Consider the following 22,408-nt stretch of genomic DNA (forward strand, 5'->3'; position numbering starts at 1 on the left):
CTTACACCTCTCCAATAAATAGTTCTACCTCGTTAATTCCTTCTACTGTCGTTAAACTATATAACGTATCTAAATCAATAGATAGCCCTTCAGTTCTATAACGATTATTATTTTTAGCAACTTCAACTAGTGTACCATTAATCTTCAGTTCATTAATAGGTTCATTTAAGTTAAATTTGATTTTTAATAATCTATTCTCTAATTGATAGCTTAATTCTAAACCATTTAAGTCTTCTGGAAGAACTGGGTCAAATGTCAATGTTTCACTATTTTTTCTAATACCTAATACATTACTAATCAATTGATTAATATAGATACCAGGACCACTTGAATAGATTCTCCAACCACCTTTAACATCGCGTTCTTTCGTTTTTAATTCGTTAAAGTTATCTTGAGCATCATATCTTGTATTAAAATCACCATCAGAACTACTGAAGTAAGCATTTGCTTGACGCAAGCTACTATTAGAGACAACGTCATTAATACCTATTGGGTTAATTTTCTCTAAATTAATCCATGTTTCTTCAGGCTTCCCGATTTTAGCCATTGCTTCAATATAACGAATATGAGCATGAATGTAAGCTAAACCAACTTCACGACCTAAGTTAGCCGCCTGCTCCGCACGTTTAAAGATTTGACTCACGCCACCAGCGTAATTTGCAGGTTTATTCATTAGTCTAACAGCATCAGGGAATGTCAAATGCTCTTGAATAATTCCAAAGTGTTTTTCAACTTCTTCTTTATCAATTAACTCAGAAATCATACTTCTAGTCATTGGTAACAAGCGATAGTTGATTCCTGTTTTTTCGTCTTTTGGATGAATAACAAGCTCTGGTTGGTTGTTTTCTCCCATAAATAAGAATCCTGGAATCACTTCATCACTGAGCATGTATTTGTGGAAATCATTATACACACCTTCGTACAAGTCTTTACTTCTATTAGAGAATGCCTCATTGTTCTCACTCATTACTTCTGAGAATAATTTTAATGTTTGATACGTTAAAGCTACTGTCCAGCTACTTGCCATATTTTTCTTAAGTGATTGGTTAGCAGGTTGTAGTGTATCATCCCAATCACCATCACCGTAACAAGAAAGGAACGTTCCTTCTAAGAAGTTATTTTCAATATAAGTGATTTGTTTATCAATATGTTGTAACAATGTTTCTTTTTCTTTTGTTTGTGTAAAGGTTTCTCGACTAGAATAAGCTAATGGCTCTTCTAAAATTGAAAAGTCTTTTGTCATCGCTAAATAATCACTTACCACTTTTAATGGCCAAACAATGATATCTCCATGACTTTCATCTGCTTTAATCTCTTCAAATTTATCAAACATAAACCATTGTGGCCAGTTACCATCATTATCAAATTGATTTGAGTAAATTGTTAAAATGATAGAACGCACAATTTCAGGTTTGTTCATCGCAAAGAAATACTCCACAGGTCCCTGACAAACATCACGAGTTCCCCATGCTGCACCACCATACTGTTCTAAACCATGTGGTGACAAGTAATGCACTAACATGTTGTGAGTGTACCATTTAACAAGAACATTCATTTTATCGATTCGCTTTTGATTTGAATGAGATAAAGCAAATTGATTACTTAACTCAGCAATATACTTATTATAAGAAGTTGTAGCCTCATATAACTCAGTTGTTTCAACTCTAAAGTCTTCTGCAGATAATGTTCCTTGAATGGTTAGGTTAACTTTATCCATCTCTTTAACTTCTAATAGTAATAAGTTTTCATCTGTTGTCATATCAAATAATTCTTTAGCTGACACTAAATCAAATGATTGTTCTACATTTAAGTGATATTTTAACTCAGGATATTTCGAATGAATAGCAGATTCACTTGTTGGCTCAAAGCTCAATACATTAGCAGTTTGAGTCATTGTATAGTCTTTTTTATTTTCGCTATCATTCATTACGATATCAAAACTAATCAACCAATCATACTGACGATTATTTTTACTTACTACTTCAAATTGCACACTTCTTGATTCAGCAACCGTATAACTTGTCACCTGAATCATGTCATCAGCAGTTTTGTAATACCAAGTAGCAAAGTTAAAGCCTAGTTTGAAGGCAGATGGTAATCCTAAGCGTACCCACTCTCCGTCTTGCTTCACAAATAATCTTTGACCTGATTTTTTCAATAAATTTAAGGCATTTCTTGAATTACTGATAAATTTATTAACAGTTGTGTTACCTAAAACAATTTGAGAGTTAAATAGCCCATTCATATAAAGTGTACTTGCCATAACTGGATTATCAATCGTGTCTTCTTCTCCACTAATGATAATGTGACCATGTGAACGCTCCATTAAAAGTTCTTTCTCTTTTAACACAACATGATAGTCTTCTTCATCAAAGAAAGATAATAATTCACCTGACTCTGCAAACTCTTCAACTTTTCTAGTTGGGAACAATTCGTTGATTTCTTCTAAAGATAATGCCATTCCTGATAAATCAGAAATCATCACATCACTAGCTTCATTTTTGGTCACTAAATTTGATAACTTTTCTAGTTTAGAATAAGTTGCTTCAATTTCTTTCTCATCAATTGCAATTGCAGTTACTGCTGTAGGGTGATCTTCTGAATAAGCTCCGTAGAAGACAACTTCTTGTTTTTCATCTGATAGAGTGATTAATTCAGATTGGATACCTGTATAAGCCATTTCATACTGATAAACAACGCTTTCTAATTCAGAATTGTTATTCAAGTAATCTGTTATATCGTTTTGATCATTTTTACTGAAAAATTGATAGCCATCAGTTGAAAAATGACGATTTTTCGTTAATGACCCTTGTTGTAAATAAGGAAATACTGTTCCTTGTGGCATATTTTGTCTTGTACAAATCACATGGCCGTTTTTCCCTTTGTAAGTTGAATGATCTAAGTATTGAGAGTTATACGCTTCATTTGTTAATACAACTCCGTAATTAGCAAGTCCTAAATCTTGACCGTAAACCACATCAACTAATTGACCTTGACCAGAAAGACGTGTCTCCCAGAACCAAACATCTTGGTCTGTTAACTTGAAGTCAACTTGATAACTAATTCCTTCGATATTTCCTTCAAAACGAATTCCATTCTCGAAAAATTCAACTGTACTCTTTGATTTTTTTCCGACTAAAGGATATGAAGTAATTGTTCCTTCAGAATGAATTCTTAAAAATAAATTATTAACACTTACATCGAATTCATTTGCTACAAATTGATTGATAATAATATTACCTGCTGAAATTTCTTTTACATCACCATGAGGTAAAAATGTGAAGTTCACATTTTTACCTGTATATAATTTACCTACCATTGATTTCACTCCATTATCCAAGAATTAATTTTTTAACTAATTTTAATTCACGACTATTTGGTCCAACCATTAAGTCAAACTCACCAGCGTCTACTGCCCATGATAAATCTTGATGAACATAAGCTAATTTTTTCGTTTCAAGAACAATCGTTACATCTTTCGTTTCATTTGGTTGTAATTCAACTTGCTCAAATCCTTTTAATTCTTTAAGTGGGCGAGCTGTTTCACCAACTAAATCACGAATATAAAGTTGAACAGTTTCAGTAACTGCTACTTCTGATTTGTTACTTACTGTCACATTTACTTCAATTGTATCTTCCAAAGCTCCATGCTCTTTGTTTAAAGTCATTTCATCATAAGAAACTTCGCTATATGATAAACCATAACCAAATGGGTATTTAGCGTAGTTAGATACGTCTAAATATTTAGAAACATATTTTTCATCTGGTGCAGATTCATAAGGACGACCTGTATTTTCAGTATTGTAATAAACTGGTACTTGTCCAACACTTTCAGGGAATGACATACTTAAACGTCCACTTGGATTAACTTCTCCAAACAGAATATTAGCAATCGCATTTCCTCCTTCAGTTCCTGGGAACCAGGCTTCAAGAACAGCATCCGCTTCGTTGATATCATTTAAATCTAATGGACGACCATTGATTAATACAACGACTACTTTTTTAGCTACTTTTCTAACTTCGTTGAATAATTCAATTTGACTTTGTGGTAATTTAATATCGCTACGACTTGCAGCTTCACCACTCATCCAATCTGCTTCACCTAATGCTAAAATAACAACATCATTCTCAGTTGCTAGTAAAGCTGCATCAGCTAAACTCTCTGTAGAATTTTCAAATAAATCATATTCAACTGTTGAAGTTGTTACATTAGAACCTTTAGCTGATAAACCTTCAGCAATCGTAATCACTTCATCAAATTTTCCTTGCCATGACCAAGCTCCCATTAAATCCCCTGTAGTCGCTTTTGGTCCAAACACAGCAACTTTTGTTTCTTTAGCTAATGGTAAAACGCCATTATTTTCTAAAAGAACCATTGATTTTTCAGCGATTTTTCTTGCCGATTCACGGTGACTATCAGATAAAATAACTTCTTTTTCTTTTTCTACATCTGCTCCGCGGTATGGATTTTCAAATAAGCCTAAATCATTTTTTAACTCTAAAATTCTAAGAACTGACTCATCTAATAAATCCATGTAACGCGCATCTTCTTCAACTAATTCAAGTAAATGTTTGTCATAGCAAGTTGTCATCATTTCAATATCAACACCTGCTTCAATCGCAAGTCTAGCTGCATCTTTTTCGTTTGCTGCAACACCATGATTAATCATCTCTTTAATCGCTGCCCAGTCAGAAATAACAGGACCTGTGAATTTAAATTCATCTCTTAAAACATCTCTGAATAATTTTTTGTTACCACTTGCCGGAACTCCTTCAATGGTATTGAAAGCCGTCATAACCAGTTTTGCACCTGCTTCAATAGCAGCATGGTAACTTGGTAAATATTTTTCTCGTAAAGTTGTTTCTGAAACGTCTACTGTATTATAATCACGACCACCGATTGCTCCACCGTAAGCTGCAAAGTGTTTCACACAAGCTGCTACTTTAGTTGTGTCTTCTTTTAAGTTATCACCTTGGTAACCATGAACCATGGCACGTGCGTATTCACTGTTTAAATATGGATCTTCCCCTGTTGATTCTAAAACACGTCCCCATCTTGGGTCACGTACTAAATCAAGCATTGGTGAAAACGTTAAATGAAGACCTGATACAGAAGATTCTAAAGCTGATACAGAAGCCATTTCTTCAACTGCTTCTTTGTTCCATGTACATCCTAAAGCTAAAGGAATTGGGAAAATAGTTCTAAATCCATGAATAATATCTGCCATTAAAATAGTTGGTAGATTATGTGGGTTATTTTCAATATAATTCTTTTGAATATCAATTGCTTTTTGAGCACCTGAAACGCCTAAAATACTACCAGCATTATCAATTGTTGTTTCCGTAATATCTAAATTTTCCATTGGACCTGTACGATCTTCAGCATTTTCTGTATAAAAATCAGCTGCTAATTGTAATAGTTGATCCACTTTTTCTTTTGGTGACATTTTTTCTATAATCGCTAATAATTCAGTTTGTTTCATTTTAATATCTCCCTTACTCTTCTTAAATTTTAACTGTTGCTACAACTGGAAAGTGGTCTGATGGAAATCGTTTGTCACAAGAATCTGTTAAAACGCCATATTTTAGACACTCTATTCCTTTAAACAAAACATAATCAATTTGTTCTAGTTCATTCCAACTAATATCGTAATTAAAATCTTGGAAAGTCCCTTTTGGACCGTAATTAAATACAGTCTCGTCTTCCTCTGGATAACTAAATTGTTTCTTTAACTCGTGATGTAAAATCTCTGTTTTTTCTGAATTAAAATCACCTAAAATCACGGTATTAAATTGTTCAATTTTATCCTTTAATTCTTCTAATAATACAGACATACCTTCTTGTCTAGCTGCTTCTGAAATATGATCTAAATGAGTATTAATAACTAAAAACTCTTTTTGAGTCAGCTTATCTTTTAATATCACCCATAAAGCAATTCGTTTACACCCAGCTTCAGGATGAATACTTGGTACATCTGGTGTTTTTGAAAGCCAAAAATACCCTTTATCAAGACAATCAAACAAATCTGGTTTATAGTAAATGCCTAAACCTTCTCCCTGATTATCTCCTTCGCGTTCTTCTGTATAGCTATCAAATTCAGTTAAAATAGATAAATCTTTTACTTGATTAGGTCTAATTTCTTGAACACCAAAAACGTCCCAACTATGGTAACGAATTAAATCAAGAACTTCTTGTTTTCGGTAATCCCAAGCCCAATTTTTATCAGCATCTGTATCGACACGAACATTGTAAGTGGCAATTTGTACTTCTCTCATGTTATTCACCATCAACTTCCTTTAATAAATACGTCAGAATTTTTTCAATGTGCTTATGTCCACCACCACCATGGCCAGCTTCTTCATACACATCAATTTCTTTAAATGATTCAACTCTTTCATAAGCAGGATAAAAATCTTCTTTAGGACAAATAGGATCGGCTTCTCCTACTGAGACTAAAATGGGGTTTTTTATTTGATCAACTACTTCCTTCACATCAAAGTAACTTAATAATTCTTCTATCATTTCTTTTTTATCAGGATTTATTTCTAAATAATCATGTATCCCTCTATAGGAACCAGTTCCTTTTTCTACTCGGTGAGATAAGTTACTATGGCTAGGGACATCGTAAAAGCCATACTTAATTTGATGTGGTGTCATACTATTGGCGAAAATCCCCACACCGCCACCTTGACTAGTTCCATGAATAAATACTTTTTCTTTATCCACTAAGGGGAGCTCTTGAGATACATCAATTAAACGTAGAGCGTCCCAATATAAACGACGTAAATAAAAATCATCTTTATCTAATATGCCACACGCCATTAATCTTTCTTCTTCAACCGTTTCATAAGGATGACTGTCTAGTGTTTTGCCACCTTGACCTCTTGAGTCTGTTACTAGTACAGCACATCCAGCGTGCAACCATTCTGAAAATTGTAATGGTGAAACTAAATGATTCATATAGCCAATAAAATCTATAACTAGGGGATAATTTTTTTCTCCCTTAGGCTCAATAAACCACCCATGAATCACTTCATCATAAAGACTTTTATAACTAACCTCATACAAAGTTATTTTTTCACTTGGGAAACTTACTTGTTCCATCTTCAAATCAAGTGATAATTCATTTGATTTTATGATCTCTTTTAACCAGTAATTTTTAGTTTTCATTTAACATGCCACCTTTGTACATTAAGTCTAGTTGTAAATAAAACACAAGAGAGATACCTAATAAAAACAAGAAAATAATCGAATATTTTAAACTTAAAAAGACAATCATTACTAAACACACAAAACTAGCAATAGCATAAGGAATTCTCAATGTCACAAATCCAAATGATTGTTTAATAGCTTCTTTCAAAGTCAAATCCTTTAGAGTAAACACAAAAGGAAAAACAATTAGCGCTAGTAAAAAGAATGAAAAAATAATCATCAATAACGTACTTAATAGAGGAATAAATCTTAAACTCACGTAAATCACTCCAGCAGGAACGATCCACCCAACTAATTCAACACCTAATAAAATCATGCCTTTTTTAAAATTTTGTTTAAAATGAGTGGTAAAAACTCTAACAGCTGATAAAGTTCCATCAACTTTTAAATCATTTAATGACAAAATCAATGCACTTAAAGATGCACCTAATGTAAAAATTGGAACAAGTGAGACAATAAATATTAAATTAAGGATGATTAGATTGGCTAGTTTAGAAAATACTCTAAAGTACCAACCATCTACTGATAATAAATTTTTCATAATATACTAAAAGGTGAGAAAGCTTAGACTTCCTCACCTCTCCTTTCTAGTCTTTTAGGCCTAACTTTTCTTTGTTGACTTTCATTTTTTCAGTTTTAGCTTTATAAACATCTTCAGCATTATTTTTCTCAGTGAAATCTACATATTCTTTATATGTTTTTTCAAATTCATCATCTGATTTAGCACGGATTAGAGAAATTACAGCTGTATCAAATTTAGTTTTCATACCATCTTCAGCACGAGCTTCTTTAGTTCCTGCATCAGGAGCAATATTTTCAATAACAAAGTGAGGAACTAATTTACCTTTACCCCAAGCTTGTAATTGAGTTACTGAGCTTTCTTCTGGTTGTTTGTATAAGTTCATACGGTCATTGTTAAAGAAGTTAAATGCTGATAAACCATATTTTTTACGGTATTCTTCTGGTTTTGTTTGTTCTAACTCTTTAACTTCTGGTAAAATTTCAACTTTTTTATCATCATTAAATTTATAAGTTACATCTTCAACACCAAATTTAGTTAACATTTGACCTTCTTCACTAATTAAGTAAGTGAATAATTGAATTGCTTTTGCAGGGTCTTTTGCATTTTTAGAAATGTGGTTAACTAACCAACCAGAGATACCTGTTTGGTTTAATGTGATTTCGCGACCACTTGTACTTTGAGGACCATCTACAGCAATGTATTGAGAATCACTGTTGTTTTTGAACTCTTGTAATTCACCTACAGAACCGTTAAATCCTGCTGCGAAAACAACTGCGTATTGACCTTTTTTAAGTTTATCTTTGTAAGTATCGCCATCATCAGTAAAGCTATCATCGTTGATGTTACCATCTTGATAAACATTGTTAATTGTTTTTAACCATTCTTTGTATTCTGGATCTAAATTACGGTCATAGAATTCACCGTTTTCAGTTTCTAAAGGAACACCAATGTAGTCTTGTAAAATTCTTTGGAATGCATAGCTATCGTCTTTAACTGGACCAAAGCCAAATGGTGTCATTTCAGGGTATTCTTTTTTAATATCATTCATTAATTTTTCAAAATCAGCAGGAGTAGATAGAGATGGTTTACCTAATTTGTTGTAAACATCTTCTCTAATAATAAATGCATCATTTGCTGGAATCACATTGTTATCGTAATCAGCTTGTGTATTTGAGTAGTTAGGGTAACCATAAGTTTTACCATCTTCTAATGCAAACCAATTAAATGTATCTTCCGTTACAACTTCGTTAAAGTAAGGATCATATTTTTCTGCTAACTCATTTAATGAATAAGCCCATTTATCAGCTTTATTTCCTGCAGGTGTATCTTTTTGCATTAAAGTAACGATGTCAGGCATATCTCCACTTGAAATTAGAGCGTTTAACTTCGCGTCATCTCCAGTAATAAATTTAACATCAATGTTTAAATCTTCTTTGATTTTTGCTGTTGTTACATCATCTCCAAATGGATTCATTTTCCAATCAGCATTGATATACCAAGTTAACTCTGTTGTTTCTTCTTTTTTGTCTAATTTCCAAGCTGGTGTATTTTTATCTAATTCATAACGATCTTTAATGCTAAAATCTTTACTAGCATCTTTTTTATCTCCGCCACCACATGCTACTAATCCAACTGCTAAACCTGCTGTTAAAAGACCTAAAGCCACTTTTTTCATTTATATTTTCACCTTTCTTTTTTCAGATTATTCTTTTACGGCTCCCGCCATCATGCCACCAATAAAGTATTTTTGTAATAAAGGATAGATAATCAGGATAGGTATTGTTGTAATAACAATAGTTGCTAACTGAATCCCTTTAGTACTTGATTCTACAATGATATCTGTACTACCACTGTTAGCCATTGAGTTCATATTTGATTGAACAATAATCTCGTAAATCTTCATTTGTAATGGATATAATTTTTCATTTGTTACATAAAGTTTAGTTGTCATGAAATCATTCCATTGAGCTACCCCATTAAATAGAAGAATTGTTGCTAAAGCCGGTTTTGATAGTGGCACATAAATTTTTCTAAATATCGTAAATTCAGTTGCTCCATCAATTTTAGCCGACTCTTCTAATGAAACAGGAACATCTCTAAAGAAGTTCATTAATATAACTACATCATAGTAACTAAATAAAGCTGGGATAATATATACCCAAAATGTATCTAGTAAACCTAAAGATTTAATCAATAGGTAAGTAGGAATCATCCCACCACTAAAGTACATTGTAATAACACCCATCATAGTGTAAACACTTCGTCCCATTAAGTTTGTTTTACTTAATGCATAAGCTACCATCGAACAAAAAGCTACGTGAGTAAAAGCTCCAATGACCGTTTTAAGAACTGATATTAAAAGAGCTCTTGGAATACTTTCATCTGTTAAAACTTTTTTATAGTTCTCTAAGGTAAAGTCATGAGGAACTAATACCATTCCTGAAGAACTCATTCCCGATGTGCCACTCACAGAAGTAACTAAGATGTTCCAAATAGGAACGACAATTATTAATGCAAACAAGATTAGTAAGGTTGTATTAATAATGTTAAAGACTTTATTTTCCTTTTGCACAAATTTCACCTCCGCTTTTATAGAATGACTGATCGACCATTATTCATTTTCTTAGTTACTTTATTAGTAATTAACAATAGAATAATTGAGATAACTGATACGCCTAAACCAACTGCTGTTGCATATGAGAAGTCTCCTTGAGTAATACCCATACGGTAAACAAATGAGTTAATAACTTCAGATTTATTTTGATTTTGTGTGTTCATTAAAACTAAAGTTTGATCTAAGTTAGACCCTAAAATACCACTTACTGCCAAGATTAAATTCAGAGAAATAATTGGTGTTAATAATGGCAAGGTTATTTTTTTAATTTGTGTTAACTTAGTAGCTCCGTCCATACGAGCTGCCTCATAATAAGTTGGATCAATTTTTGACATCCCTGCAAGGTAGAGGATTGTTCCCCAACCTACTTCTTTCCAAAGATCTGAGAATACAGCAATCCACCAGTATTTATCTGCTTCTAACAGGTGGTTTACCCCTTTGTCCATGACACCTAGGGACATTAAAATTTGATTTAGGAATCCTGAAGTTGATAACCAACTAATCAACATACCTCCTAGTACAATCCATGAAAAGAAATGGGGTACATAAGAAATAGTTTGAATCGTTTTCTTTAATCTCCCGTCTTTCATTTCAAAAATCATAATAGCTAAAGCAATCGGTAAGAAGAATCCTAAAGTTAGTTTTAACAAACTAATTGCTAATGTATTTCTTACAGCCTCCCAGAAAAAAGCATCTTCAAAAATAATTCGAAAATTCTCTAATCCTACCCAATCAGCAGTTTGAATACTATCTACAACCGTATAGTTTTTAAAAGCGATGATTATACCATATATAGGAATGTAGTTAAAAACAATCATAAATGCAATTCCTGGTAAGATCATCCATTGCAATTGCCATTGCGATAAAAAGCGATGAAACTTTGATTTAGCCAAAATAAAGCCTCCTTCCAGTTTTTGGTGAAACGTTTCGACAAACAGATAATAACATATAAATAAATCGTTTTCAACATACTTTTTACATGTGTTTATCTAATATAACATCGAACCGTTTCTACAAACTGGTATAAAAGCGCTTTATCACTGTGTTTACAGCTCTTTTTTTCTTCTGTCTTTAATTAAAAAAACAGGGATATTTTCGAACAGTTTTTCGTTGTGTTTTATTGGCTCTTTTTTTATAAAACAGCCTCTATACCATTTCATATTTTTTTAGATTATGTTCTTAACAAAAATAGTAATTAAGAGCCATTAATTAGCAAAAAGATTGAGCCATTGTATTGGATACCAATCGCTCAATCTTTTTCATTATATATTTATTTCATTTCCAATTTGTTTAACTCTTGCTCTTCTCACAATTTGATCAGCGACAAAAACATCTAATACAGCTGAGCCAACAGTTTTGAAAATCGTAATTTCTTCTTCCAATTCTCTACCTGTTATATCTCCTAATACTAGTTGACCTAGTTCACCTTTATAATGGCTTTCTGTTAGATAACCTGATTCAATAGGTTGAATAAAATCACCTGCTTCTTGCATCACGCCATCGACAGTATCAAAAATAACTGTTTCTGCTTGTTTAATAATTTCTTGTGGAATCTCACACATTTCTTTTGTATAAGCTCCTACTCCATTAATATGAGCTCCTTCTTTCACCCACTCAGCAGAGAATGTAGGACGTTTAGAAGTTGTTACACTTGTAATAATATCAGCCCCTGTCACACACTCTTCTGAAGTTTTTGTTGGAACCATTGTAACTCTATACTTAGCTTCCATCTCTTTAGCAAATCCTGTTGCTCTCTCAAAATCGATATCAAAAATTCTAACTTCTTCAAGTTCTCTAGCTGTTAACATCGCCCATAATTGACACTCTGCTTGTCCACCTGTTCCTATCAGGGCACCAACTTTTGAGTCCTTACGAGATAATAATTCTGTAGCAGCTCCTTGAACAGCTCCTGTTCTTAATTGAGTTAAGTACGTACCGTCAAGAATAGCTGACACCATTCCAGTCTCAGCATCCAACGTTACCATGGTAGCTGGAACACTAGGTATATTTTTTTCAATGTTTTTAGGATAAACAGAAACTATTTTAACTCCAAGTGCTTCTTCATTACCCTCAACATAAGCTGGCATGTATAAACTTTGTCCTTCTTGTTTAGCAATGTTGATATTAGTTCTTAAAGGCACTGAAGCTTTTTTTTCTGAATACAATTTTAAAGATTCTTTACAAGCATCTATTGCTTCTCTCATTGAAAAACTTTCCATAATTTGTTCTTTTGTCAGTACTAACATATCATCTCAACCTTTCCTATTTAAGCATTTTGTCTAGCTTGTTTTACTTGAGCTGCTAACATTGTGTATGCACTGTAAAGTAACACAATAATAACTAACCATTTTAATAAATAAGTATTTAATGATTTCACTAAAAAGACTGCTACTAGTACACCTAAAACACCAAATGTAGCTGTGAATAGTGTTATTTTACGACTATATTGGTCCAATTTAATAAATTGAACACTACCAATTGGTACTGAGAATGTACAAGCACCCATCATAATTGGAAATGCTGCGATTGGATCCATTCCTAATAGATAAACAGTTACCATTGTTAAAGCGTATGATCCGATTCCAATGTTGTTTAATGCACCATACAAGAAAAGTAATGCAGCAGCTATTACTAATTTCCCTCCATAAAGTTCTGTTGCTGTTCCGTTTGAAGGAATCCAGTTAACTTGCCCTGCAAAAATTAAAAAGGCTGCAATAATTAAACCAACACCAACAAATTTCTTAATAGTATCTTCAGGTAATTTAACAACAAAGCGAGGGCCAATATAAGCACCAATCACTTGAGCAATAATACAAACACCTAATGTTTTAATCCCAACATTTACTGAAGAAATATATGATAATGCCATTGCTGCTACTGGAATAACACATTGAGTGTTAAGTGTTCCAGGTAATTTTTTCATCGTTGTCCATTCTAACTTAGGATATAAGACTGTTCCAATTGCAAAGTCAGAAATACCAAATGTCGATAAGAAAAACATAAAAAACGATGTAAAAGGTAACCACTTAGTATCAGCTTTTTCTGCTTTAAACTCTTCTTTATGACTTAATAAATCTTTCACAAATACAAATAAAAAATAACCATTTACGATAACAATCAAACTTAATAAAATTGTCTTAACCATTAGTTTAATCCTCCTGATAAATCAATCTGATTTTTTCAAATTCTTGACCATACTGTTCTCTCAATACCTCAGAATTTTCTTGAATAATTTTTAATGTGTAGGCATCATGTTTAATGTACTCTTTAGCTAAATTAACCATCGCTTTATTCTTAGTCCAAGTTACATCAATTATATGATTTTGTTTATCTAAAGTTCCAAAAACAACTTCCTTTTCATCTGCTACTACATTAATCCATTTAGAACCAAAATCTTTCAACTTTTCTTCTTCAAAACCATGGATATAATATTTTTTTAATGGGATATCATAACGATGTTCATTACTGAATAAAACTAAGACAAACCTTTCAACTCTCTTTTCAGCTTTTTGTAAAATGTCAATCATCTTGGGCGTTAGTTCATCTTCCCAAATTTGTATAAGTAGAGAATCCTTAGCATGATTGATTAAATGAGTTGTTTTGTCTAAGGCAGAATCAAAATCATCTAATTTCCATAATAGGTCTTCTTCCTCTTTGGTTTTAATTGTTCCCAAATGATTTTCTAGTACTTCTAAATCATGACTAACATTTTTTTCTAAACGCTCTAAAAACTCTTCTGATGATATTGCGTAATATAATTTGGGCTCTGACTTATTGACAACTACTAGATTTTTTTTAATTAGTTTTTCCAAAACGTTATAAACCTTTGATCTTGCAACGCCTGATTGTTTACTAACTTCATAACCAGTCATCACGCCTTTTTCAAGTAAAGTTGTATACACCAATGTTTCCATTTCAGAAAAATCGTATTTTTTCATTATCTGTATTATCGTATCCATTCTTCTCACCCTTATTTAATTAGTAGCTACTACAGTAACTACTATAATTCAAAACCTTTGTTTTTTCAATACATTGTGATGTTTTTTACAATTAAAACACCTTTAAAAACAACTTTCACAAATGAAAATTACATTGAAAGTGATATTTATTACAAACAAACTTACGTCTATTGGCTATTATTTATTAAAAATAATAAATAGGATTTTCATTTAGTTCGTTTTTTCACAATTCCTTTTTTATTCAATCAATAAACAAGATATTTACTTTTCATCTTGAGACAAGCTAAAATAACTTATTGGGACAAATGTCAGTAAATATTTATATTTTGAAAACCTTTTCTTATCGTTATCAGACATTTGTCATTTTGTTTCATCTTAAAAAAAGTTAGACTAATAAAGTAGGAGGTTTTAACAATGGATGAACTCTTAGCAGTTGTGAAATCTAATAACACAATTAATAAAATGCTCCAAAATTGCCCTTATTATATTTTATCCCAAATGCAACTGGTTCATATGAAATCTAAGAGACTACATTTGTCTCAAGGTTCTTCTTATCAATATGTATACATTATTGTAAGCGGAGACATTAAAGTCTTCGTTTCTGAAAAAAATGGCCGACAAATTCTTTTAGACATCTATACAGAGGGTAATTTGATTGGAGAACAAGAAGCATTTATTAATAAACCGTACAGCGCCTCTATTGAGAATATAACTGATTGTTTACTGATAAAAATACCTAATACAATCTTTATAGAATGGGCTCAAAAAGACGCTTCTTTCAATTATTTTCTTATTCATTCTTTGTGTGAACAAATGGATGAATTAACCAATCGAGCTGCCAAATATAGTTTAGCAACTGTTAAAGAACAAGTGATTAGTACCATTATTGATTTAAACTTAACTAATAATGATATTGATAAAAAGATGTTATTAGAATCTATTTCAGCTACATCTCGTAGTGTTTATCGCATTTTAAATGAATTGGAACATTCACAACTGATTAGTGTTAATCCAAAAACAATTACCATATTAAACAAAGAAAAATTATTAATCGAAAGGAAGAAACTTTAATGGAAATTCAAGCACATATTCAACTTGCTCCACTAGCAGATGTGACTAAAGCTATTATTGTCGGAGACCACAAAAGAGTTGATACAATCAAATTATTTTTAAGCAACACTTCAGATCTTGCTTTTAACCGAGAGTATAAGTCAATTACAGGAGAATTTGAAGGAGAAAAAATCCTTGTTATTTCTACAGGCATCGGTGCCCCTTCTACAGCAATTGCCATAGAGGAGCTTACTAATATTGGCATCACTACTATTATTCGTGTTGGTAGTTGTGGTGCTATGCAAAAAGGCATTCAACTAGGTAAATTAGTTATTTCAACAGGAACTGTTCGAGATGAAGGCTTAACTAAAAAATATGTTCCTGCTGATTTTCCGGCTATCCCTAATCCTGATTTAATTAGTAAGGCTAAAAGCTTAGTTCCTAATGCTTATTTTGGCATTACCCGTTCTCATGATGGCTTTTATATGCCAAAAAATACTGAAACTGAAGCTTTTTGGTCTGAATTTGGTATTTTAGGTGGCGACATGGAAACCAGTACTTTATATGTTTTAGGCTCTCTAAAAGGAATAAGTACCTTATCTATTTTAAATAATGTTGTCCTTTATGAAGCAGATTTGAATGAAGGAGTTAACAGTTTAGTTAACGAAGATACAATTGTATCAAAAGGGGAACGTGACTCTATTGAACTTGCTCTAAAACTATTAAAAGGAGATAACTAAATGACAACTGAAAAAAAATCTTGGCTCTATGAGCAACTCTTTACTGGATGGAAAAAATTTGAAATAAGTTACATCATTGCTTTATTAGCTCTCCAAGTTGGTGTCTATCTAATAGCACCTGACTCTATTATTGGTATGGTTAGTGGTTTAGCAGGTGTCATCTGTCTTGTTTATGGTATGAAAGGCAGAAAAATCACCTTTATTTTTGGATTAGTACAATGTTTAGCTATGACTTATATTGCCTATAAATCACATGCTTACGGTTCTTTTGCAATGAATATTGTTTACGTTATTTCTCAACCTATTGGCTGGTTTTTATGGGGAAATGACGAAGCTGTAAATAGTTTTAGTCCCGGTGTGAAGAAAAAAATATTTGCTGGAGCTTTCATTGCTTGGGGAATTGGTTGGTTAGTGCTAGCAAATTTAGGAGGACAATTACCTTATATTGATAGCGTCAATCTTGTTATTTCTTTAATTGCTCAAACTCTTTATATTTTTAAATACAAAGAAAATTGGTCTTTATGGATTTTTGTTAATATTGCCAATCTATTTTACTGGTCTTTATTAACTTATCGTATTTTCACTGGTACATCTGACTTTGGGACTTTAGGCGGCAGTTTATCGCAAGTAGCTCTACAAGCGGCTCTATTATTTAATAGTATCTATGCCAATAAAGTTTGGAATGACTACGACCAAGCAGAATAATATAAAAAAACTGTTCTTCCATTTTTAGAAGAACAGTTTTTCTTTTTTATAGCATAACTGTAACTGTCGCAGCAATAATGATTAATGCTAAACCAATAACAGTCATAGTCATTTCTTTTTTCGTTCTCTTTTGACCTAAGAACCAAATACCAGTTAAAGTAGCTAAGACAACTGAAGTTTGAGATAAAATAAAACCAGTTGCTAACCCGTTCATATCAGGTTGTGCTGAAATTAAGTAGGTTAAAGCTGCAAAGGCAAAAAAGAAACCAGAGAAAATATGTTTGTAAGAAACTACTTCTGTGAAAGCTGATTTTTCTTTGTTTTTTATAGTTAACACAAGACTATATACAACAGCGACTAAAACCATTCCTATTGCTTGAGGTAAAAATGCTTCTTGTCCGCTTAAATTTGTTGCTTGAGGAGCTGCAGAATATCCCCAATAACCAATTTCACCCACAGCTAACATTAGGACAGCTTTTTTGAGAACACTTGAATTTTCAGCTGATTTTTCTTCAGTCCAAACAGTTAAACTTGCTCCTACAATAATAAGAATCAATGCTAAACCACCAAATAATTTCGCACTAGCTCCAGGCCAGTTACCTAAAGCGATAACTCCCCAAAGTGAAGCTCCTAATAATTGGAAGGCTGTTGTAACAGGCATTGCTTTAGATGAGCCAATCAGTCCGAAACAATAAAACGTAATGATTTGTGCTGATGCCCAACCAATACCAGATAACATTCCTAATAATAAATCTGATCCTGTTGCTAAACTAATTCCTTGAGTCATCGAAAACACAATGGCAAAAATTAGAGTTCCTAAAGTAGATCCGAGAATTTGATTAACTGGTTTTCCTCCAATTTTTGAGGCAACTGTTGGATAAAGTCCCCAACCGAGTAATGGTCCTAAACCGATTAATAAAGCTGTTGTATTCATGTTAACTTCTCCTTTTATTTTCTAATTAAAATACGACGCCACTTTCTAATAAAATATTGGCATATGGAGACATTTCTCCTGTTCTAATAAAAGCATGACAATTGTTTAGTTCTTGTTTCATCTCATTGTGAGGAATAAATTCAATTTCTGTATCAGGTAAACGTTCTTGAATTTGTTTAAGAACTTCTGGATTCATTTCTTTAATTTCTTCCGCTAAATAAACTTTTTGGACTTCTAATTCTTCCAATACATTGTTTAGAACTTCCATAAAACTTGGAATACCATTATCCACAGCTAAATCAATTTTTTCAGTCGTCATTGGAACTGGCATACCAGCGTCTCCAATACTTAGCTTATCGAAATGTCCCATCTGAGAAATAACTCTTGAAATATCTGAATTAATAACTTTTGATTTTTTCATTATTAGTAGTCCTTTCTTAAACTAATTCATTTTTATATGGAATTGAGGGTTGTGCTCCAAAACGTTGAACAGTTAATGATGATGCTTTATTTCCATAAGTGATAGCTTCTTCAATGTTACTAAAATCAGGTTTTAATACACTACTTAATGCACCAATAAAGGTATCTCCTGCAGCTGTTGTATCTACTGCTTTCACTTTAAAGGCTGGAATAATTCCTGATTTACCATTCACATCATAAAAAGCACCTTTACTTCCAATTGTAATAATGACTGCTTCAATTCCTAATTCATGAAGAGCTTTAGCTGCTTCTTTTAAACTAGCTTCATCTGTTACTTTAATGCCTGTTAAAATTTCTGTTTCTGTTTCGTTAGGAATAATCATATCTGTTACAGATAATAAGTCTTTTGGCATTTCACTTATTGCAGGAGCTGGGTTTAATATCGTTTTAACTTGGTTATCTCTTGCAATATTAAAAGCTACTACTGTACTATCCATAGCGCTTTCAAATTGAGAAATTAAAAAATCACTTTTAATAATTGTTTCTGAAGATTTTTTTACTTGTTCTGGTGTAAAGCTGTTATTGGCTCCTGAGAAAATCATAATACTATTCTCCCCTGAATCATCTACCGTGATAAAGGCTTGGCCTGTTGATTGATTGTCTAATGTACTAACACCTGTAATGTCTATTTCTTCATGAGTTAGTAGCTCATTCATCATCATCCCAGCGCCATCATTTCCTACTGCTCCAATAAAATAAGTGTCTGCTCCTGAACGTTTTGCGGCAACAGCTTGGTTAGCACCTTTACCACCACCAGCTGTAAAATGTTCTTTTGCATGTAGCGTTTCACCTGGTTTTGGCATTTCTTTCACTCTAAGAGTTGTGTCTAAGTTAATACTTCCAATAACTGTAATCGTATTCATTTTAGTCCCTCCAGCTTATTAATTATTATTTTTTAAATTAAACCGTTTTTTATTAAAACGTTTTAATAACTTGACCAAAATATAACACATGTTGAAAGCAATTTCAAGCATGTGTCGTAGAAAATCTTTTTATTAATGTTACTGGCAGTTTTTTATGTTGCCACTCTTGGTCTGGCATGTCAATTCGGCTTAACAGCATATGAGCTGTTTCTTGACCTAATTCAAAAATAGGTTGTCCGATAGTTGTCAACTCAGGCGTCACATATTCAGCCATCTCAACATTATCATAACCAATAATGCTATAATCCTCTGGTATTTTTTTGTTAGCTTTTTTTAATCCATAGTACAAACCAAAAGCCATTTCATCATTTAAAGCAAAAATACCTGTCGACTCAGTCTTTAAAATATGTGCAACAGCTTCTTTTCCTCCTTCTTTAGAAAGAGTTGTTGAAATCACATTTATTTGCCCATTAAAAGTTGTTTTGAATCCTTTTAATCTGTTTTCAATATTTAGTGTCATTCTTTTTGGTACAACAACCGACACTTCTTGATGCTCTAATTCTGTGAAATGTTTTCCTGCTAATTGTCCACCTAAAAAATCATCAGTACCAATAGTGTCACTCATTTCATCAAAGTTTTTTTGATCTAATATAATGAATGGATGTTTTTTATTTCTAAGAACTCGGTCTATTTCCTCATTACTAATGGCTGAACTAGCAATAATAAAGCCATCTACACCTCTACGACTCAATTCTTCTAAAGCATCACTTTCTTTTTCATCATCACGATCTACATTATAAAACATAGGAATAAAATTTTGCTGATAAAGAACATCCTCTACTCCTCTTACAAATGTTGAGAAAAAAGGATTAGTGATATCAGGTACCATAACACCAATCGTTTTACTTTCTTTTACAACCATTCTTCTAGCAAAATAATCTGCTTCATAGTTCATTTCTTCTTTTATTCTTTGGACCTTTTCAATGGTCTTAATATTAAAGTTTTTAGTATTACCATTTAATATTTGGGATACAGTCGCTATTGATACACCAGAAGCTTTTGCAACATCCTTAATCGTCACTTTTTTTCCCATCATTTATCACCCTAACCTTGTCATTACTTGTATTGTAACTGATTTATTAAAAAAAACATACTATCAAATAGTTTATCTGGCTGTGATATAATTATCCTAGGAGTTTAAAGATGAATTAGGGGAGATAAATATGACAATCTATGACTTATTAAACATTAAACCCGATGCTCATATTGACGAAATTAGAACAGCCTATCAAGAACGATTAAAAGAAATTGATATGCTTCGTCACATGGAAGATTACCAAAAATTAAGAGATGCCTATAATCAAGCTGTTAAAAACTATCATAACAATCAACAAATACCAATTAATTTAGAACAAGATAGTATTATTGAGGAAATTCCAAATAAACAATCTATTGAAATTTTTCCTGTCGAGAAAAGTTCAACACCTTCTTTAGAAAATAACTGGGAAAACTCATTTAGCATGTTTTTAAATCAATTTCATTTTTACACTGATTTTGAAACTTGGCAACATTTGTTATCCCCCTTTTTAACGGATGCTACAAAAGCAGATATGATAAAAAAAGAGATTGAATCTTTTTTAATAGACCATTATATGTTGTTGCAAGATGACGTCAGAATAAAACTGATTAATCTGTTAAAAATTAAAGAGAGTGACTTCTCCACTGTAGAAAAGCAAGATTTGTTCAATCAACAAGTAAAAGTAAAAAACTTTTTGGACTATTCTTTTTACAAAACTCTTCCATCAACTGAAAGAAATGATTATTTTTACAATCGATATCTTTTATTTTCTTATTTAACTCATTCAGAAAAAGAAAAGAATCTTGATAAGCCTTTTCTTACTAGTTTAATGGAACTCACCTTTAAGGATGATGATTTACGTTATTTACTTGGGGTATATTCATTAATCACACCTAACTTCTTAGAAAATAAAGAAACCTATAAACTATTTGCAGCTATCGAAAATGAAAAATACCAACATGATATCAAAGTCTTTAATAATCTTTTACACTTACTAGAAGATTCTACTGCTCCAATGGTCTCTAATATTGATATTATCGGACTCAGTTGGGTATCTGACTCAACTAAAGAGATGTTAATGAGTAGACTTAAAGAGATAAGACGCCATTTAGTCAACACGAAACAACCTTCTCAAAGAAAAAGACAAGTGGCTCCTATTCCTAAAACTGGTTATAAACCGATAGAATGGTGGAAATTAATCGCTGGTGCTATTCTATTTTTTACTTTTATTTCGGCTGTTATTGGTTTTGTTTCTTACAGTGACCGTTCTGACCAATCTTTTTTCGATAATTTTAACGACTTAACTGAATTTGATGAGGAATCATTTGATTTTGATGAAGTTGAATACAAATTAACGACTCGAGAGAATCATATTAAAGTAAATCCAACTGTCTACGCTTGGTTATTTTATGATGAAGAACTTGATACTGAATACGGTGCATTTTCTGAAAAAAGTATCCAGTCACTAGATGCCTTAAAATCAACTGAACAAGAATCCTTAGACTCATTACTGATTGTAGACATGTTTGAAGATATTAAGGAAATTCACAACCTGACAGAACAAGATACTGTCATTACCTATTCTGAGTTTAATGGCAATCAAGATTGGTACTTAAAGACTGTTACAAACAATCAAAATGAAATTATCAATTTAGAGAAAGTAACACTAGATGAGTCACCTTTTAATTCATCCTTAGGGACACTTGATGCCACACTTTTTTTCACAAATGATTTATTATCATATGGTGAAGATTTCAACCAATATTTATCAGATTTAGAAAAACTTTATTCAGATTATTTAACAGATGAGCTCTATGAAAGGCTTAGTCAACTAACAGATGAACAGTTTTTAACATTAATTGAGTTTAGCTACTCTAAACCAGTCCTTCTAAAAAATCAGACACAACCAGTTATCTTACTAACTAATTTTGATAACGAATATCTTTTTATAGGGTTAAATGAAGAACATAAAATTGAGTCTATTTACTTTGAAGAGTATGAAAAGACTCCTGAATCATTTATTAAAGAAGCAGATACGTTAACTAATTTAATGGACACAAATAATCCTTGGGCTTATGATTTAGGCGCTACTTTCTAGAACTATTAACAAAAAGAGGCTGTGACATAAGTAGTTACAGTTCTTAAATAAAAGAATCGAAATTCGAAAATCTTAAAAAGATTTTTGGATTCCGATTCTTTTTTGTTATCTATTGGTTTATTTTTCTGATTTACAGCCAATTTTATTATAT

19 protein-coding genes are annotated in these 22,408 nt (G+C 32.1%); 4 read left to right on the forward strand and 15 right to left on the reverse strand.

Translation table 11 applies throughout. The features are described 5' to 3' along the window. Position 1: 1 nt before the first annotated feature. From ACODH8_RS04880 to ACODH8_RS04930, 11 genes are all read right to left on the reverse strand, one after another. Positions 2-3,319, reverse strand: a complete 3,318-nt coding sequence (locus ACODH8_RS04880; protein WP_332464572.1) for a GH36-type glycosyl hydrolase domain-containing protein — start codon at positions 3,317-3,319, stop codon at positions 2-4. Positions 3,320-3,332: 13 nt separating this feature from the next. Continuing rightward, positions 3,333-5,483 carry a beta-glucosidase BglX gene (gene bglX / locus ACODH8_RS04885; protein WP_332464571.1) on the reverse strand — a complete coding sequence of 717 codons (2,151 nt, stop codon included), beginning with the start codon at positions 5,481-5,483 and terminating at the stop codon, positions 3,333-3,335. Between the two features lie 22 nt (positions 5,484-5,505). Continuing rightward, a complete protein-coding gene (locus tag ACODH8_RS04890) occupies positions 5,506-6,276 on the reverse strand; it encodes an endonuclease/exonuclease/phosphatase family protein (protein ID WP_332464806.1) in 771 nt (256 codons plus the stop codon). A gap of 1 nt (position 6,277) precedes the next feature. Beyond that, positions 6,278-7,171: an acetylxylan esterase gene (locus tag ACODH8_RS04895; protein ID WP_332464570.1), complete on the reverse strand. Its 894-nt coding sequence runs from the start codon at positions 7,169-7,171 to the stop codon at positions 6,278-6,280. Continuing rightward, on the reverse strand, positions 7,161-7,754 hold the full coding sequence (locus ACODH8_RS04900) for a DUF624 domain-containing protein (protein ID WP_332464569.1): 594 nt from the start codon (positions 7,752-7,754) through the stop codon (positions 7,161-7,163). The genes ACODH8_RS04895 and ACODH8_RS04900 overlap by 11 nt, the downstream gene beginning before the upstream one ends. A 46-nt stretch (positions 7,755-7,800) precedes the next feature. Further along, entirely contained in the window at positions 7,801-9,411 is a 1,611-nt protein-coding gene (locus tag ACODH8_RS04905) for a sugar ABC transporter substrate-binding protein (protein ID WP_332464568.1), read from the reverse strand. Between the two features lie 27 nt (positions 9,412-9,438). Further along, positions 9,439-10,317, reverse strand: coding sequence for a carbohydrate ABC transporter permease (locus ACODH8_RS04910; RefSeq protein ID WP_332464567.1), 879 nt, complete (start codon positions 10,315-10,317; stop codon positions 9,439-9,441). Positions 10,318-10,325: 8 nt separating this feature from the next. After that, positions 10,326-11,192 carry an ABC transporter permease gene (locus tag ACODH8_RS04915; RefSeq protein WP_332464805.1) on the reverse strand — a complete coding sequence of 289 codons (867 nt, stop codon included), beginning with the start codon at positions 11,190-11,192 and terminating at the stop codon, positions 10,326-10,328. Positions 11,193-11,612: 420 nt separating this feature from the next. After that, positions 11,613-12,596, reverse strand: a complete 984-nt coding sequence (locus ACODH8_RS04920) for an ornithine cyclodeaminase family protein (RefSeq protein ID WP_332464566.1) — start codon at positions 12,594-12,596, stop codon at positions 11,613-11,615. 20 nt (positions 12,597-12,616) lie between these two features. Then, positions 12,617-13,495, reverse strand: a complete 879-nt coding sequence (locus ACODH8_RS04925; RefSeq protein WP_332464565.1) for a sulfite exporter TauE/SafE family protein — start codon at positions 13,493-13,495, stop codon at positions 12,617-12,619. A gap of 4 nt (positions 13,496-13,499) precedes the next feature. Then, positions 13,500-14,309, reverse strand: coding sequence for a TrmB family transcriptional regulator (locus tag ACODH8_RS04930; protein ID WP_332464564.1), 810 nt, complete (start codon positions 14,307-14,309; stop codon positions 13,500-13,502). Between the two features lie 414 nt (positions 14,310-14,723). Here ACODH8_RS04930 and ACODH8_RS04935 point away from each other — a divergent pair, with 414 nt between their 5' ends. From ACODH8_RS04935 to pnuC, 3 genes are read left to right on the forward strand one after another with little or no spacing between them, the layout of a single operon-like run. Then, positions 14,724-15,380: a Crp/Fnr family transcriptional regulator gene (locus ACODH8_RS04935; RefSeq protein WP_332464563.1), complete on the forward strand. Its 657-nt coding sequence runs from the start codon at positions 14,724-14,726 to the stop codon at positions 15,378-15,380. Next, positions 15,380-16,099, forward strand: coding sequence for a nucleoside phosphorylase (locus ACODH8_RS04940; RefSeq protein ID WP_332464562.1), 720 nt, complete (start codon positions 15,380-15,382; stop codon positions 16,097-16,099). Before ACODH8_RS04935 ends, ACODH8_RS04940 begins: the two co-directional genes overlap by 1 nt. Continuing rightward, positions 16,100-16,804, forward strand: coding sequence for a nicotinamide riboside transporter PnuC (gene pnuC / locus ACODH8_RS04945; protein ID WP_332464561.1), 705 nt, complete (start codon positions 16,100-16,102; stop codon positions 16,802-16,804). A gap of 46 nt (positions 16,805-16,850) precedes the next feature. Here pnuC and rbsU read toward each other — a convergent pair whose 3' ends face one another. The 4 genes from rbsU to rbsR form a co-directional block, all read right to left on the reverse strand. Beyond that, entirely contained in the window at positions 16,851-17,738 is an 888-nt protein-coding gene (gene rbsU / locus ACODH8_RS04950; RefSeq protein ID WP_332464560.1) for a ribose/proton symporter RbsU, read from the reverse strand. Positions 17,739-17,763: 25 nt separating this feature from the next. After that, positions 17,764-18,159 carry a D-ribose pyranase gene (gene rbsD / locus ACODH8_RS04955; RefSeq protein ID WP_332464559.1) on the reverse strand — a complete coding sequence of 132 codons (396 nt, stop codon included), beginning with the start codon at positions 18,157-18,159 and terminating at the stop codon, positions 17,764-17,766. A 16-nt stretch (positions 18,160-18,175) separates the two neighbouring features. Continuing rightward, positions 18,176-19,081 (reverse strand): ribokinase, encoded by a 906-nt coding sequence (gene rbsK / locus ACODH8_RS04960; RefSeq protein ID WP_332464558.1) that lies wholly within the window; start codon positions 19,079-19,081, stop codon positions 18,176-18,178. A gap of 103 nt (positions 19,082-19,184) precedes the next feature. After that, a complete protein-coding gene (gene rbsR / locus ACODH8_RS04965) occupies positions 19,185-20,177 on the reverse strand; it encodes a ribose utilization transcriptional repressor RbsR (protein WP_332464557.1) in 993 nt (330 codons plus the stop codon). Positions 20,178-20,304: 127 nt separating this feature from the next. Between rbsR and ACODH8_RS04970 the strand changes: the two genes are divergently transcribed. Then, positions 20,305-22,257, forward strand: coding sequence for a hypothetical protein (locus ACODH8_RS04970; protein WP_332464556.1), 1,953 nt, complete (start codon positions 20,305-20,307; stop codon positions 22,255-22,257). The last annotated feature ends 151 nt before the right edge of the window (positions 22,258-22,408 follow it).

Origin of the sequence: Vagococcus fluvialis, assembly GCF_048815235.1 — a bacterium.
In the GTDB taxonomy this organism is placed as follows: Bacteria; Bacillota; Bacilli; order Lactobacillales; family Vagococcaceae; genus Vagococcus.

Bases quoted from the DNA above. Each gene is read 5' to 3' on its own strand.
- ACODH8_RS04900 (WP_332464569.1), bottom strand. From the start codon at position 7,754: ATGAAAAATTTATTATCAGTAGATGGTTGGTACTTTAGAGTATTTTCT.
- ACODH8_RS04940 (WP_332464562.1), top strand. From the start codon at position 15,380: ATGGAAATTCAAGCACATATTCAACTTGCTCCACTAGCAGATGTGACT.
- ACODH8_RS04890 (WP_332464806.1), bottom strand. From the start codon at position 6,276: ATGAGAGAAGTACAAATTGCCACTTACAATGTTCGTGTCGATACAGAT.
- ACODH8_RS04880 (WP_332464572.1), bottom strand. From the start codon at position 3,319: ATGGTAGGTAAATTATATACAGGTAAAAATGTGAACTTCACATTTTTA.
- ACODH8_RS04895 (WP_332464570.1), bottom strand. From the start codon at position 7,171: ATGAAAACTAAAAATTACTGGTTAAAAGAGATCATAAAATCAAATGAA.
- bglX (WP_332464571.1), bottom strand. From the start codon at position 5,483: ATGAAACAAACTGAATTATTAGCGATTATAGAAAAAATGTCACCAAAA.
- rbsR (WP_332464557.1), bottom strand. From the start codon at position 20,177: ATGATGGGAAAAAAAGTGACGATTAAGGATGTTGCAAAAGCTTCTGGT.
- pnuC (WP_332464561.1), top strand. From the start codon at position 16,100: ATGACAACTGAAAAAAAATCTTGGCTCTATGAGCAACTCTTTACTGGA.
- ACODH8_RS04930 (WP_332464564.1), bottom strand. From the start codon at position 14,309: ATGGATACGATAATACAGATAATGAAAAAATACGATTTTTCTGAAATG.
- ACODH8_RS04915 (WP_332464805.1), bottom strand. From the start codon at position 11,192: ATGATCTTACCAGGAATTGCATTTATGATTGTTTTTAACTACATTCCT.
- rbsK (WP_332464558.1), bottom strand. From the start codon at position 19,081: ATGAATACGATTACAGTTATTGGAAGTATTAACTTAGACACAACTCTT.
- ACODH8_RS04935 (WP_332464563.1), top strand. From the start codon at position 14,724: ATGGATGAACTCTTAGCAGTTGTGAAATCTAATAACACAATTAATAAA.
- ACODH8_RS04905 (WP_332464568.1), bottom strand. From the start codon at position 9,411: ATGAAAAAAGTGGCTTTAGGTCTTTTAACAGCAGGTTTAGCAGTTGGA.
- ACODH8_RS04970 (WP_332464556.1), top strand. From the start codon at position 20,305: ATGACAATCTATGACTTATTAAACATTAAACCCGATGCTCATATTGAC.
- rbsU (WP_332464560.1), bottom strand. From the start codon at position 17,738: ATGAATACAACAGCTTTATTAATCGGTTTAGGACCATTACTCGGTTGG.
- ACODH8_RS04920 (WP_332464566.1), bottom strand. From the start codon at position 12,596: ATGTTAGTACTGACAAAAGAACAAATTATGGAAAGTTTTTCAATGAGA.
- rbsD (WP_332464559.1), bottom strand. From the start codon at position 18,159: ATGAAAAAATCAAAAGTTATTAATTCAGATATTTCAAGAGTTATTTCT.
- ACODH8_RS04925 (WP_332464565.1), bottom strand. From the start codon at position 13,495: ATGGTTAAGACAATTTTATTAAGTTTGATTGTTATCGTAAATGGTTAT.